The organism is Comamonas sp. JUb58 (assembly GCF_004364775.1).
GTDB lineage: Bacteria > Pseudomonadota > Gammaproteobacteria > Burkholderiales > Burkholderiaceae_C > Comamonas.
Genome location: NZ_SOAL01000011.1, coordinates 19,558 through 33,219 on the forward strand (window position 1 = coordinate 19,558; position 13,662 = coordinate 33,219).

12 protein-coding genes are annotated in these 13,662 nt (G+C 64.3%); 3 read left to right on the forward strand and 9 right to left on the reverse strand.

The genetic code is table 11. The annotated features are described in order from the left end of the window. Positions 1 to 8: 8 nt before the first annotated feature. The 4 genes from EDF71_RS13195 to EDF71_RS13210 are packed head-to-tail and all read right to left on the reverse strand — an operon-like array spanning position 9 to position 3,507. Positions 9 to 1,505 (reverse strand): AMP-binding protein, encoded by a 1,497-nt coding sequence (locus EDF71_RS13195; RefSeq protein ID WP_133857050.1) that lies wholly within the window; start codon positions 1,503 to 1,505, stop codon positions 9 to 11. Beyond that, positions 1,502 to 2,098, reverse strand: coding sequence for a biotin transporter BioY (locus tag EDF71_RS13200; RefSeq protein WP_133857192.1), 597 nt, complete (start codon positions 2,096 to 2,098; stop codon positions 1,502 to 1,504). Before EDF71_RS13200 ends, EDF71_RS13195 begins: the two co-directional genes overlap by 4 nt. Positions 2,099 to 2,143: 45 nt before the next feature. Further along, a complete protein-coding gene (locus EDF71_RS13205; protein WP_133857051.1) occupies positions 2,144 to 2,737 on the reverse strand; it encodes an energy-coupling factor transporter transmembrane component T in 594 nt (197 codons plus the stop codon). Continuing rightward, positions 2,737 to 3,507, reverse strand: coding sequence for an ABC transporter ATP-binding protein (locus EDF71_RS13210; protein WP_133857052.1), 771 nt, complete (start codon positions 3,505 to 3,507; stop codon positions 2,737 to 2,739). The genes EDF71_RS13205 and EDF71_RS13210 overlap by 1 nt, the downstream gene beginning before the upstream one ends. 682 nt (positions 3,508 to 4,189) lie before the next feature. Between EDF71_RS13210 and EDF71_RS25035 the strand changes: the two genes are divergently transcribed. From EDF71_RS25035 to EDF71_RS13220, 3 genes are all read left to right on the forward strand, one after another. Continuing rightward, positions 4,190 to 4,360 carry a hypothetical protein gene (locus EDF71_RS25035; protein ID WP_166656531.1) on the forward strand — a complete coding sequence of 57 codons (171 nt, stop codon included), beginning with the start codon at positions 4,190 to 4,192 and terminating at the stop codon, positions 4,358 to 4,360. Positions 4,361 to 4,609: 249 nt separating this feature from the next. Further along, a complete protein-coding gene (locus tag EDF71_RS13215) occupies positions 4,610 to 5,446 on the forward strand; it encodes a MetQ/NlpA family ABC transporter substrate-binding protein (RefSeq protein ID WP_133857053.1) in 837 nt (278 codons plus the stop codon). Positions 5,447 to 5,642: 196 nt separating this feature from the next. After that, positions 5,643 to 9,479: an ExeM/NucH family extracellular endonuclease gene (locus EDF71_RS13220; RefSeq protein ID WP_133857054.1), complete on the forward strand. Its 3,837-nt coding sequence runs from the start codon at positions 5,643 to 5,645 to the stop codon at positions 9,477 to 9,479. Between the two features lie 53 nt (positions 9,480 to 9,532). Here the strand turns inward: EDF71_RS13220 and EDF71_RS13225 are convergent, their stop codons facing one another. The 5 genes from EDF71_RS13225 to EDF71_RS13245 all read right to left on the reverse strand — a co-directional run bounded on the left by EDF71_RS13225 (position 9,533) and on the right by EDF71_RS13245 (position 13,662). Further along, positions 9,533 to 10,747, reverse strand: coding sequence for a leucine-rich repeat-containing protein kinase family protein (locus EDF71_RS13225; protein WP_133857055.1), 1,215 nt, complete (start codon positions 10,745 to 10,747; stop codon positions 9,533 to 9,535). 69 nt (positions 10,748 to 10,816) lie between these two features. Further along, positions 10,817 to 11,203, reverse strand: coding sequence for a copper-binding protein (locus EDF71_RS13230; RefSeq protein WP_133857056.1), 387 nt, complete (start codon positions 11,201 to 11,203; stop codon positions 10,817 to 10,819). A gap of 38 nt (positions 11,204 to 11,241) precedes the next feature. Next, complete coding sequence (locus EDF71_RS13235; RefSeq protein WP_243854295.1) at positions 11,242 to 11,679, reverse strand: DUF411 domain-containing protein; 438 nt, start codon at positions 11,677 to 11,679, stop codon at positions 11,242 to 11,244. Positions 11,680 to 11,757: 78 nt separating this feature from the next. Further along, entirely contained in the window at positions 11,758 to 12,261 is a 504-nt protein-coding gene (locus EDF71_RS13240; RefSeq protein WP_133857057.1) for a cupredoxin family protein, read from the reverse strand. Between the two features lie 15 nt (positions 12,262 to 12,276). Next, a complete protein-coding gene (locus EDF71_RS13245) occupies positions 12,277 to 13,662 on the reverse strand; it encodes a copper oxidase (RefSeq protein WP_133857058.1) in 1,386 nt (461 codons plus the stop codon).

Here is a 13,662-nt window from a genome sequence, read left to right on the forward strand (position 1 = left end):
CTGCGCGATCAAGCTGTTTTGTCTGCGCTGGGCAGCGCATCTGCCAGCCATTGTGCAAGCTTTGGATGGTCTGTCTTGCCGCTTGCAGTCTGCGGCCAGGGCGCGGCGCTGAACCAGCGGCGTGGGCACTTATGGGCTTCCAGCTGGCTGCGGCACCAGTCGGCCAACTCACGGGCCAGCGCGGCATCGGCCAGCGGCTGCAATGGCGGCTGCGCAGGCGAGGGCGCTGCTTCATCACGCAGTTGCAGCGCCACCCAGACCTGCTTGCCGCGCAGTGCATCATCCACGCCATGCACCGAAGCAGCGGCCACGCGCGGGTGCTCGCAGAGCAAGGCTTCGACCTCTTCGGGGAACAAGTTCTTGCCCTGGGTGACGATCATGCGTTTCTCGCGCCCCACCAGGGTCAGCATTCCTTGTGTATCCAGGCTGCCCATGTCACGCACGCTGAGCCAATTCCCATCGCGCAGGGCAGCTGTCGCATCGGCCTGCGCACCCACATAGTCCATAAACAGCATGGGGCTGCGCAGCCAGATGGTGCCCACGTTGCCGCTGGGCAGTGGCTGCATGTCGGCATCGCGGATTTGCAGCTGCACATTGCTGAAGGCCCGGCCCACCACCTGCGGCGGGGCGTCGGCGTTGGCATCCATCCAGGCAATAAAGCTCGATTCCGAGGCGCCGTAGAACTCCACAATCCGGGCATTGGGAAACAACGCCTGCAGCGCCGGCGTGTGCTGGCGCATCCAGCGCGCGCCGCTGATCATCAGCAGCGCCAGTGATTCCACCGGCGCGATGGCGCGGCGCTCGGCCAGCTGCAGCATCACAAGCAACTGGCTGGGCACGGCGACCAGGCAAGGCGTGGCCTGCTGGCGCAAGGTTGCCAGGCACTGGCTCGCAGAAAAGCGGGGCTGCAGCTGCATGCCGCCACCCGTCCAGATGCCTTGCAGCGCGCCAAACAAAAACAGCGAATGCGAGAGGCTGCCAGGCGCCATCACGCAGCCGTTGGCCGCCTCGCCAAAGCTGTCCACGCACACGCGAAAGCTCTCGCTCCAGGACTGGTGGTGGCGCCTGAAGCCCTTGGGCAGGCCGGTGCTGCCCGAGGTAAAGCCAATGTAGAAGGGCTGCTGTGCAGCATCGCCATGCGCATCGCTGCGCGGCGTGGCGGCCAGCGCATCCATCCACTGCTGGGCCTGCGCTTGCTGCGCGGGCGACCAGGCCTTGTCGCCCAGCGCGGCGCAGCGGCCACTGGCATTGGTCGCCAAAAAATCGCTGATCAGCGCTGCCGGTGATTGGCTGGCATCCAGTAGGCGGGTATGGGGCGCATTCTGTGCCTCCAAGGCCTGGGCTTGCTGCTGCACGGCGGCATGCAGATCGGCAAAGCGGATGCGTTGCTGGCCGTCATCGATGGCGATGGCATCGGGCCGCTGCTGCGCCCAGTGGGCCAGCGGGCCATGCACCAGGCGTTGCCAGGGGGCCAACTGCGGTAATGGTGCTGGCAAACCGCTCACAGGCGGCGTCCACCAAAGCGCCAGTCGGGCAGGCCGCGTGCCACCGTGTGCACAATCAGCGCCACCAGCACGCACTTGACCAGGTCACCCGGCACAAACACCAGAGTGCCGACGGCAGCATGCACAAAGCTCAGCTTGGCCAACAGCATCAGGCCGACCACGCCAAAGGCATGGACCACCACAATGCCGCCCACCACCGAGGCCGCAAAGGCGCAAGCCGCCAGCCGCGCGGGCGACGAGGGGCCCTTGCCCGCCAAGGCGCGCATCACCAGGCCAGCCACCGCAGCGGCGATGGGGTAAGAGATAAGGTAGCCCGCCGACGGCAAAAAGAACACGCCCATGCCGCCCCGGCCACCGGACAGCAGTGGCAGCCCCAGCGCCACCGCGGCCAGGAACAGCACCATGGCCTGAAAGCCCATGCGCGCGCCCAGCATGCAACCGGCCAGCATCACGCCTGTGGTCTGGGCGGTGATCGGCACGCCCAGTGGCAGATCGATCTTGGGAATCATGCCGAAGGCCGCCAGCAGCGCGGCAAACAGCGCCACCATGGCAATGCGCTGGGCGCGGGTTTCGGTGCGGTGCTCGGAGGTCATGTGCATGTCCGTGTCTTTCAATGGGTGGATAAGGGTACCGCGCTGCTAGAGCTTGAGGCGAATGGCCAGCGCATCGGCCACCTTGCGGGCGGTGATGAGCATATGAATGGTGAGGGGTGCCAGCAGACGCCAGCCGCCCGAGCGGCCGGTGCGCACGCGGTAGGCATCGGCCAGGCGCTGCCATTGCACAAAAAACTGCTCGGCAAAGCGCAGCATCAGCCCCAGTTGCAAGGCCAGGCGTTCTACCGGCAGGCCCTGGCGGGCCAGGGGCGACAGCAGCCATTCGGCCACGCCCAGCAGATCGCCAAAACGGGTGGTCGCCGTCAGCATGGCGCCCAGCATGGTCGTGCTGACCAGGCGCAGGCCGCTGGCCAGGCCCAGCCAGGGCTGGCCGGTCGCTGCATGCAGGCCGCCGACCAGCGCGGAGGCAATCAGGGCCACCACCACCAGCCGGCGTGTGGGGCGGGAGGCCGCTCCCAGGCTGGCGTAGAGCAGCGCAATCGCGGCAAAGGCCAGCGCTTGGATACGCAGATCGCTGAGCGCCAGCAGCGCCATGCTGCTCAAGGCCAGCAGCAAGAGCTTGAGCCCGGCGGGCAGCCGGTGCATCCAGCTGGGGATTTCGCTGTAGAGCGTACCCATCACGGCATCCCTGGTGTGGTGGGGGCGGCGGCAGCCGCATCGAGCTGCTGGGCAATGCGTGCTTTTACATCGGCCTCATAGGCCGCGCAGACGGCAGCGCCTGGGCCATCGCCGCGCAGCTGGCCATGGTCCAGCCACAGCACGCGCTCAAAGTGGCGCACATGGTCCAGCACATGGGTGGAGATGATGACTTGGGCGGGCGCAGCATCCAGCTCACGCGCCAGGCGTGCCTGGCCGGGCAGATCCAGGCTGGCAAAGGGTTCGTCCAGCAGCATCACCTGCGGCGCGGCCATCAGCATCGCCAAAAAACAGACCTGCTGGCGCTGGCCCTGGCTCAGGCCACTGACGGCGCGCGGCGCCCAGTCGGCCAGGCCCCGGGCTGCCAAAAACTCCCGGGCCTGCACGATGGCCGCCTTGCGGGCCACACCTCGGTATTGCAGGCTCAGGCCCAGCTCCTCCTCCACCGTGGGGAAGATGATCTGGTCATCCGGGTTCTGGAACATCAGGCCCACCACGCCGGGCAGTTGCTCGCGCTGGCGCTGCACATCGCATCCTGCCACCTGCACGCTGCCCTGGTGGGCATGCTCCAGCCCGCAGAGCAGCCTGAACAGGCTCGTCTTGCCTGCGCCGTTGTCGCCAATCAAGCCGATGCGCCGCTGCGTCAGATACAGGCTCAGCCCCTGAAACACCGTCTGCGCACCTCGGTTGAGGTGCACATCGCTCAGGCGGATGTCTGCAGTGGAAACGGTCTGGGCCAAGGAGAGGGTCATGTCAGCTGGGTGGGGGCAATGCTGAGTGCTTGCCGCCTGGTTTCAAAAAATACATGTGCAGCTTGCCGCCAGGCTTTAGTGGACTGGCAGGTTTGGTACCCCACCTCCATGGCCGGCCATCGCTGCGCAAGCTGCTGGTATGCCTGCCTGGGATGGCTGGCAAAGCCCATGCAGGCGCGGCTTGCGGCCGGCTTGCAGGGCTGGGGCGTATTGTCGCACCAAGCGCTTCTCTGGGGCGTGTACGGCGGAGGGACAAAGTCAGCGATACACACCCTGTTTTTGGCAGCAGTTTTGCGCGTAGTTGCCAGAGGTTGAGGTAAAGATGTCTACAAGTTCGCTTAACACTGCAGCAACATGCAGGCTCTCGCGGCCACCCGGCCTGCCGACAAGTCATCAGGAAATATCAAAAAGAATAGCAATCAATGCGATGAATAAAGGGTTTGTGCAGGATCGGCTTCAGGCGCACATATCGACTCCCAAAAAGTGCCAAGCTGGCTGTGGGGTTATCGGGCCGAATCTAGGGCAGTTTGTTCAACAAACAACTGTATAAGCACAGACGTTTTCTGACAGACAGCAAAGACGCTCCATGGTGCAATAGAGACATTCCACAGTTCCCATCCCGCGTTGGGGTGGCAGAGGCCTCTGTTCAGCAGTACCCGTCTCGGTGGAAAGGAGGTTCACCATGTTCCCGCACCAACACAGCCATTGGTTTGACGCAGCCTCTTTTATCGCCCTGATCGTCGCCGTCCTGGTGGCCTTTATCCTCACCATCTGGCCGGTCTCCAGTGCGGCAGCAGCGGATTCGCTGGCGCACATGATGCAAGGCGTGATCCAAGTCTGGTGCCGTCCCTGACTTGACCGTTCTCAGCTGCGGCTAGGCTAAGCCACGCCGCCGCACACACCACAAGCCGTCCTGTGGCTCATGGGGCGGCTTTTTGCTGGGCGCTTATAGATCCCATTGGAATGAGCTGATATCCATAATTTCTGAGCGAAGGGCCGCTGGCAGGTTCATACTCGATGGTTTGCTGCAGTGCCATAGATACGGGGCTGGGAATAGCTCACATCTGGTTGCTGCGTTTTCGGATTGCCTGGAGAGTTTTTGATGTCCGCTCGTTTTTCCTTCGCCGCTGGGCGCCGTGCCGTGATGGCTGGCGCTGCCCTTGCTTTGATCGCTGCCGTGTCTCTGCCTGCCATGGCCCAGGATGCGGCCAAGAAGAGCCTGAAGATTGGCGCCACCGCTGGCTCCAACTACGACCTGCTGCAAAAGGGCATCCTGCCGCAGCTGGAGAAAAAGGGCTACCAGATCAAGCTGATCGAGTTCAATGACTATGTGCAGCCCAACCTGGCGCTGTCCGATGGCTCGCTGGACGCGAACTTCTTCCAGCACCGAGCCTACTTTGACCAGTTCACCACTGACCGCAAGCTGGCGCTGACGGCCATCGTGCAGGGCCCGGTGGCGCCCATGGGCGTGTACAGCAAGAAGCACAAGACCCTGGCCGATATCCAGAACGGCGCCAAGGTGGCCTTGCCCAATGACCCGAGCAACCTGGCGCGTGCACTGCTGGTGCTGCAGCAGGCAGGCCTGGTCAAGGTGAAGGAGGGTGTGAACCCTGCCCGTATCTCCGAGCTGGACCTGGCCGCGAACCCGCACAAGCTCAAGTTTTTGGCGCTGGAAGCGGCCCAATTGCCGCGCGTGCTGGAAGATGCCGACTACGTGGTCGTCAACGGCAACTTTGCCGTCTCCTCGGGCCTGAAGCTGAGCGAAGCCGTGGTACTGGAGAACACGCCCGACCAGTACCTGAACGTGGTCGCCGTCAAGACCGGCAATGAGAAAAGCGCTTGGGCCCAGGACCTGGCGGCCGCCTACCGCTCGCCCGAGTTCAAGGCCGTGGTGGACAGCCAGTTTCCCGGCTACGCCAAGCCTGCTTTCCTGAAGTAAGTCCTAGCGCCCATGCCAGGCGCAAAACCAGGGGGCCGCATTTGCGGCCCTTTTTCGTGGGTGCGGACGTATTGCTGAAACCTCTGCTGCCACAAAAATGATGGTGGGAAGTCATCACAAGGTCATGTGACTTGCCAAGAATCGCCCCGGTCTCATCCAGGGAGGGTGGGGCATTTTTAGAGCAGATCACACAGCCATGGCACTCCATACCAATACACCATCTTCCTCCAGCACGCGTCTTCCCTTTCCGTTGAATGCCTTGTGCAGCGGCTTGTTGCTCAGCCTGGCCTCGGCCAGCGTATGGGCTGCGCCGGTACCGTTCGGCGGCAGCTACACCCAGGACTTCAATACGCTTGCCAGTTCCGGCACGCCTGCGGCCTGGGTCAATGACAGCACGCTGGAAGGCTGGTCTCTGTTCGACAAGGATGGCGTGGCCAAAACGCAGATTGCAGTGGGCGCGGGCGCCGCCAACACCGGTAGCTTCTACAGCTTCGGGGCAGATGCATCCGATCGAGCGCTGGGTGTGGTGGTGTCCAGCGGGGCGTATTTCGGTGCGCCAGCATCCGGCGCCGTTGCAGGCTGGATCGCGCTGGCCTTGGTCAACAGCACTGACAAGGCCATCGATGCCCTGAACCTGAGCTTCAACGGCGAGCAATGGCGCAATGGTGGCAGTGCGGCGGCGCAGGGCATGACCCTGGAATGGGGCCTGGGCAACAGCTTTGACACCGTGCCGACCTGGACGGACGCTGGCTCTATCTTCAGTTGGGTCGCACCGGTAACTGGCGGCACCGCTGGCCCCGTGGTCGGCAATACGCAAGGCCAGGTACCCAAGGTCGGAGATCTGCAGGGCTTGGGCTGGGGTGCAGGCCAGACCTTGTGGCTGCGCTGGGTGCAAAAGCGCATCACCACGGGCTCCAGCAACGGCCTGGCCATTGACGACGTGGTCATCAAGACCGCCGGTCCGGACACCACCGCGCCCAGCTTGCAATCCAGCGTTCCTGCCAGCAATGCCACTGGCGTGGCAACCACGACGAGCAGCTTCTCCTTGACCTTCTCCGAGATGGTGCAGGCGGGCGAGGGACGTTTCGAACTGCGCCAGGGCGAGACTGTGCTGGCCACGATGGATGCACAGGACACAAGCAAGGTGGTGTTTGGCGGCCAGACCGTCAAGCTCAACCCGGGTGTGGCGCTGGTACCGGATACCGCCTACCGCATTGTGGCCGTGGGTACGCCGGTGCAGGATGCATCGAACAATACCTGGGTGACTGGCGACCTGGTCTTCACGACCGGAGCGGCGCCCACCGTCACCCGCATCCACGATATCCAAGGCAGCGGCGAAATTTCCCCCAAGCTGGGCGAGGAGGTCACCATCAACGGTGTGGTGACCGGCATTGCAGCAGGGCTGAGCGGCTTCTATGTGCAGGAAGAAGAGGCCAATTACGACAACGATGCGGGCACCTCGGAAGGCGTCTTTGTCTACTATGCTGGCCAGAACCCGGGTGTGGACGAAAGCACGGTGGGCAAGCGCGTGCAGTTGACCGGCACGGTGGGCGAGTACAACAAGCAGACGCAGATCGCGAGCCTGACGTCCTTCCAGGTGCAGGGCAACGGTGTGATGCCGGCGCCCATCTCCATCACGCTGCCGATTGCCGACATGGCGAACTGGGAGCGTTACGAAGGCATGCTGGTGAAGGTGTCTTCGGCCACTGCCGGCGGCAAGCTGGTGGTGTCGGACAACTACACACTGGGCCGTTATGGCGATGTGACCTTGTCGGCGGACAAGGTGTTGCCACAGTTCAGCGACGAAAATGCCCCCAGTGTGAGCGGCTATGCAGAGTACGCCAAGACGATGCAGCGCAGCCAGATCATTCTGGATGACCTGAGCAGCAAGCAGAACCCGCTGGTGGTGCGAGGCCGTGGCGGCAACGAGCTGTCTGCGTCGAACACGCTGCGCGCGGGCGATGGAGTGGAGGCGGTGGTCGGTGTGCTGGACCAGTTTTACCAGGCATCGTCTCCTCCAGAAATCTACCAGACCAGCTACCGCGTACAGCCCACGCAAACGCCGAATTTCACCGGCGCGGCACGTCCCACCGTGGCGGACTTGCAGGCGGCAGTCGGAGCCGCTGGGGTCAAGGTGGCATCGGCCAATGTGCTCAATTTCTTCAGCATGGTGGGCGACACCAGCACCAATACCAAGGATGTGTTCACCACGCCTCTGGGTAACAGCATCGGCATCCGCGGTGCCAACAATGCCGAGGAGCTGGAACGCCAGAAGGCCAAGATTGTGGCCAATCTGATCGGCCTGCAGGCCGATGTGTACGGCCTGATGGAAGTGCAGAACAACGGTTTTGGCAGCGACAGCGCACTGGCACTGCTGGTGGAGGCGATGAACACGAGCGCAGACAAGCCCGAAGGCGCCGTCTACGACTACGTAAAGGGGCCATTCAGCCAGGGCCCCGGTTCGACAGTCGCTGGCGCGGGCACGGATGCGATTACCGTGGCCATCGTCTACCGCAGCGACCGTGTCACGACGGTGGGTGCGGCAGCAGTTCCCAATGTTGAAAACTACAACGCCTTCACGCCCAACGTGGGCGGCGCACGCGTGCCGATTGCGCAGACCTTCTCGGTGCCTACGCCTTCGGGAACGGAGCAATTCACTTTTGTGGTGAACCACTTCAAGTCGAAGGGTTCGCTGCTGTCTACCGGCGGTAACGGCGACAAGCTGGACGGCCAGGGCAACAACAACCCAGCGCGGGTCGAGACGGCCAAGCAGCTCAAGGATTGGCTGGCAACGCAGCCCACCGGCGCGACCACCGGCAATCAGATTCTGGTGGGCGACTTCAACGCCTATGCCAAGGAAGACCCGGTGACCTATCTGGAGTCGAATGGCTTCAGCAAGGTGTCGCACGGCTATTCGTACTCTTTTGACGGGCTGTGGGGATCGCTCGACCACATCTTTGTGAGTCCAACCCTGGTCTCCAAGGTGGGCAATGTGGTGAAGTGGGCCATCAATGCCGAAGAGCCGACCGTACTTGACTACAACACCGAGTACCTGAAGCCCGAGTCCTTCTACGCTGCAACGGCCTACCGCTCCAGCGACCACAACCCGATCGTGATGGGGCTGAACCTGGGTGCATTGCCTGCGAACCAGCCGCCGGTCATCAACGGTGTTCCAGCCGCTGCGGTATCGATCGCGCTGGGGCAGAGCGCATCGCTTGCTGCACTGAGCGTGGAAGACGCAGACAGCGAGGAGCTGACGCTCACGCTGACGGCGACCAACGGCAGCGTTCAGGGTGTTGTGGACGCCGATGCGCAGCTGGCGGGAACGCAGCTCAAGGGCAGCGCAGCGCAGATCAATAGCGAGCTGGCCAAGGCGCTGTTTGTGCCACAGGCCGCAGGCGATGCCGGTGTGGACCTGAGCCTGAGCGATGGCCTGAACGCGGCTGTCTCTGCGCGCTACGCATTCACGATATCGGCCGCTGGCAACCCTGACACCAGCTTTGCGCTCACACCAGGTGCAGGCGGCAGCGTGACGGGCTCCTTGGAGGGCGCCGGATGCAAGCTGGCCTCGCCTCCGCAGTATGTGAGCGCCCAAAGCCTGGGTATTGCCCAACTGCCGAGCGCCGGCGCGACCTTGCCGGACGGCCTGATGGTGCTGAATGCCACCGGTTGCGACGTGGGCGGCAAGCTCTCCGTCACCATGAACTATGCGCAGCCGCTGCCCAAGGGCGCACAGCTGTGGAAATGGGGCCGTACAGCCGACATGCAGGAAAAGCACTGGTACCGTGTGCCGTCGGAAGTGACCGGACAGATGGTGCGCTTTGAGCTGCAAGACGGTGGTCTGGGAGACGACGACCTGGTGGCCGATGGCAACATCGTCGACCCGACGGCGCTGGTGGTGCCTCAAGCGGTGGGAACTACGGCAACGCCGGTGCCCACACTGAGCGCATGGGGCTTGCTGGCACTGGCTCTGTCCTTCCTGCCCTTCCTGCGCAACACGTCCTTCGCCCGCCGCGAAAAGACGCAGCGCTAAAGCAGCCTGAGCGCGGCGCGTACCACGTCACAGCGTGGTGCGCGCCTGTCGCATCAGGCCGTTCGGGCCTGGACTTCACTTTTAAGGATGCGCATGGCGCGCTGCTCCATGTGCAGCAACTGCTGCACATGCGCCTGTGGCAAGCCATGCAGCAGCGCGGCTGCGCCCAGGTCGCTCAGCACCGCATCGCCGGTGGCCGGACTCCACAACACATTGTGTGCATACAGATCGCCATGCAGAATGCCGCGCGCATGCAGGTGGCTGACAGCGCCCTCGATGGCCTGCAGCAGACGCTGCGCAATGGCCGGCGAAAAACGGGTGTCGGGCGCATACACATCGCGCGTGCAACTGTCCATACTGGGCGGGCCAGCCAACGCCTGCAGGCCTGGTGGCAGCAAGGGCAGGGCCAGGGCCAGCTTGCCTTGCGGGTGGCCGGAAACCGGCGCGAGCGGTGTCAGCAGCTGTGGGTGCGAGCCCGCAGACAGCCCGGCGGCCAGCTCGGATGCAGGTGTGCCATCGCTGGTGTGACCCGCCTTGAAAACCTTGAGCGCCACATCATCGCCACCAACGCGGGACGCCCGGTAGATGTGCCCGCTGGCACCTTCACCCAGCAGTTCATGCGGCTCCAGGCTTTGGTAGGCAAGGGCCGCTGACCGCGATTGCGCAGATGCGGAAAGCGCAAGCTGCTCATTGGCCTGGGTCAAGGGGTTGCCTGCGATGGCCAGCCAGGCCAGAGCCGGCAATGCCAACACCACCTCCGGAATCTCGGCAAACGCATTGCCGGAGATGCGCAGCAGTTCCAGCTGTCTGCACTGCGCCAGGCTGGCGGGCAGGTTCTGCAACTGGTTGCAGGCCAGCATCAGCTTTTGCAGGCGCGGGCGCTCGCCCAGGGTGTCGGGCAGCTCGGCGATCTGGTTGTCGGTCAGGATCAGCCAGCGCAGCTGCAGCGGCAAGCTATCGGCCGCCACGGTGCGGATCTGGCAGGCCTTGAAGCCCACCATCTCCAGCTGAGGCATACGGCCCAGCACACGTGGCAGCTCGGTGAACGGGTTGTTCGACGCAAACAGCACCCGCAACTGGCCAAAGCGGGTCAGGTCATCGGGCAGGCTGGAGAGCTGGTTGCCGCTGAGGTCGAGCACTTCGAGGGTGTCGGCGAGCGCAAAAAGTTCGCGTGGAAACTCGCGCAGGCCCGCAGCCAGCTTGATCTGGCGGGCGCCGCGCAGCGCACCGCTGTGCAGCTGCTCCTGGAGGGCTTGAAGGCTTTGCATGGCTGCACAGTGTAGGTGCTGGCAGCGCATGCCAACCCCAGATCTGGCTTGATCTGGGGTGCGCGGCGATTACTGCGCGCGCTCAATGCGGGTGATGGTCAGGCTGCCGCCGTCGTCCTGCACATGAAAGCGTACCTTGTCGCCCGGGTTGAACTGCGCCACCTGCGTGGCGTCCTTCAGGCCAAACACCATGGTCATCGCTGGCATATCCAGGTTCTTGATGTCTTCATGGCGGATGGTCAGCTTGCTGCCGCGCTTGTCTACGCGGGTGATCTCGCCGGCAGTCATTACCGCGTCGGCGGCTGGGGCTGCCATGGGTGCGGATGCCGGTGCAGCGGCCGCAGCCGTTGCGGCGCTGCCATGGCTGGCGTGGTCGGCATGGTTCTGGGCCAGTGCCGGGGTCAGCAGGCTGCAGGCCAGGGTGAAGGCGGCGAAAGTAGCGGTGGTGGTGTTCATTCAGTGCTCCAAATGTTTAGGAAAAAATAGGGGTCTGCTCAGTCGCGGTAGGCGCTGAAAACGCGGGTGCTGACGTCGCTGCCAGATCCCGTCTTGGTGACCAGCAGCACATCGAAGGGGTCTTTGCGGCCACCATAAGCGGGGCCATCCATGCCGGGGCTGCCTATGGGCATGCCAGGTACCGCAATGCCCAGGGCCTTGGGCTTTTGCTGTAGCAGCTTGCGCACATCGGCGGGCGGCACATGGCCTTCTACCAGATAGCCGCCCACCAAGGCGGTGTGGCAGGAGCCCAGGCGCAGCGGTAGCCCCAGCTTGGCGCGCACTGCCTGGTTGCCGCTGTCGTGCACCGTGGCGCGAAAGCCCGCTTGTTCCATCAGCGCGATCCAGTCCTTGCAGCAGCCGCAGTTCGGGTCTTTCCAAACCTCGATGGGCGTGGGGGCAGGCTGGGCCCGTGGTGACGGCAGTGGCCAGGCCAACGGCCAGCATCTGCAGGGTGCGGCGGCGTTGGTGGGTAGGGGAGTCGAGCATGGTGGGCTCCTGGCTGTGGTTCATCGTCATTCCGTCACCGTGAACGTGCCGGTCATCCCCGCCTGGTAGTGGCCAGGGATCAGGCAGGCAAAGTCAAAACTGCCCGCGCGGTTGAACTGCCAGACCAGGTCCTCGCTTTTTTGCGGCGCCACATGGGCCATGTAGGGCTCGGCGTGCTCCATGCCCGGGTACTTCAGCATCATCTGCGCGTGCTGGGCGAGCGAGGCCTTGGTGCCCAGCACCACCTCGTGCATCACCTGGCCGTTGTTGACGACGCGCAGGCGCAGGGTTTCGCCCTTTTTGACCCTGAAGTGCGCGGGCGAGAAGCGCATGTCATCGCCCATGTTCAAGTCGATGCTGCGACTGGCCTGCTTGGCATCGCCAGCGATGCCCCAGTCCTTTTGTTCTAGGGGTGCGGTGCGGGATGCGGCAGCGCTGGGCGCAGCGGCATGGCTTGCATTGCCATGCGCGTAAACGGTGCTGGCGCTAGCCAGCAGTGCGCAGGTCAGCAGGTGGGAGGTGGTTTTCATGGGATCGCTCCGGCTTCAATGGTTGGCATGGCCGCTGCCAGTGGCGGGCTTGTGGACGCTGGGCGCACCGGGCGCCGTGCCGGGCAGGGTCTGGCGGGGCGCTTGCGCATCCAGCGGCGCGCCTTGCCATTCATAGGCGACGGTGCCTGCGGGCTGGGCATACCAGCCCGGGTCGCGGTAGTCCTGCGCGGCCAGGCCTTTGCGCACCTTGAAGGTCGTGAACATGCCGCCCATCTCGATGTTCCCGAAGGGGCCCTTGCCGGTCATCATCGGGAAGGTGTTGTCGGGCAGCGGCATCTGCATGGCGCCCATATCGCCCATGCCGCGCTCGCCCATCAGCATGTAGTCGGGGACGATCTTCTGGATCTTGCCGACCAGGCCTTTGTGGTCCACGCCAATCATGGTGGGCACATCGTGGCCCATCGCGCCCATGGTGTGGTGGCTCTTGTGGCAGTGGAAGGCCCAGTCGCCGGGCTCGTCGGCGATCAGCTCGATCTGGCGCATCTGGCCCACGGCCACATCGGTGGTCACCTCGGGCCAGCGCGCGCTGCGCGGCACCGGGCCGCCATCGGTACCGGTCACCTCAAACTCATGGCCATGGATATGGATGGGGTGGTTGGTCATGGTGAGGTTGCCCACGCGGATGCGCACCCGCTCGCCCAGGCCGGCCACCAGCGGGGTGATGGCAGGAAAGGCGCGGCTGTTGAAGGTCCAGATGTTGAAGTCCGTCATCTCGGCCACGCGGGGCGTCATCGCGCCGGGCTCCACCGCATAGGCGCTGAGCAGGAAGGCGTAGTCGCGCGCCACCTCGGCAATCTGCGGGTGGCGGCCCTTGGGGTGGGTGATCCACAGGCCCATCATGCCCATGGCCATCTGCACCATCTCGTCGGAATGCGGGTGGTACATGAAGGTGCCGGGGCGGCGCGCCTCGAACTCATAGACAAAGGTTTTGCCTGGCGGGATATGGGGCTGGTTGAGCCCGCCCACGCCATCCATGCCATTGGGCAGGCGCTGGCCATGCCAGTGCACCGTCGTGGCTTCGGGCAGGCGGTTGGTGACAAAGATGCGCACCCGGTCGCCTTCGACCACCTCGATCGTGGGGCCGGGCGACTGGCCGTTGTAGCCCCACATGTTGACAAAAAAGCCCGGTGCCACCTCGCGCACCACGGCCTCGGCCACCAGGTGGAACTCCTTGATGCCGGCGTTCATGCGCCAGGGCAGGGTCCAGCCGTTGAGGGTGACCACCGGCTGGTAGGGTCGGCCATTGGGCGGCGACAAGGGCGCGGCGGTATCGGCGCCGGTCTGGATAACGGGCTCGGGCAGGGCGGCCATGGCCACCGGGCTGACGGCGGCAGCGGCCACGGCCGAGGCGGCGCCGGAGAAGAATTGACGGCGTTGCAT

Excerpts from the sequence above, each read along its gene's own strand:
- EDF71_RS13230 (WP_133857056.1), bottom strand. The coding sequence starts at position 11,203 with ATGAACACCACCACCGCTACTTTCGCCGCCTTCACCCTGGCCTGCAGC.
- EDF71_RS13210 (WP_133857052.1), bottom strand. The coding sequence starts at position 3,507 with ATGACCCTCTCCTTGGCCCAGACCGTTTCCACTGCAGACATCCGCCTG.
- EDF71_RS13215 (WP_133857053.1), top strand. The coding sequence starts at position 4,610 with ATGTCCGCTCGTTTTTCCTTCGCCGCTGGGCGCCGTGCCGTGATGGCT.
- EDF71_RS13225 (WP_133857055.1), bottom strand. The coding sequence starts at position 10,747 with ATGCAAAGCCTTCAAGCCCTCCAGGAGCAGCTGCACAGCGGTGCGCTG.
- EDF71_RS13205 (WP_133857051.1), bottom strand. The coding sequence starts at position 2,737 with ATGGGTACGCTCTACAGCGAAATCCCCAGCTGGATGCACCGGCTGCCC.
- EDF71_RS13240 (WP_133857057.1), bottom strand. The coding sequence starts at position 12,261 with ATGAAAACCACCTCCCACCTGCTGACCTGCGCACTGCTGGCTAGCGCC.
- EDF71_RS13245 (WP_133857058.1), bottom strand. The coding sequence starts at position 13,662 with ATGCAACGCCGTCAATTCTTCTCCGGCGCCGCCTCGGCCGTGGCCGCT.
- EDF71_RS13220 (WP_133857054.1), top strand. The coding sequence starts at position 5,643 with ATGGCACTCCATACCAATACACCATCTTCCTCCAGCACGCGTCTTCCC.
- EDF71_RS13200 (WP_133857192.1), bottom strand. The coding sequence starts at position 2,098 with ATGACCTCCGAGCACCGCACCGAAACCCGCGCCCAGCGCATTGCCATG.
- EDF71_RS25035 (WP_166656531.1), top strand. The coding sequence starts at position 4,190 with ATGTTCCCGCACCAACACAGCCATTGGTTTGACGCAGCCTCTTTTATC.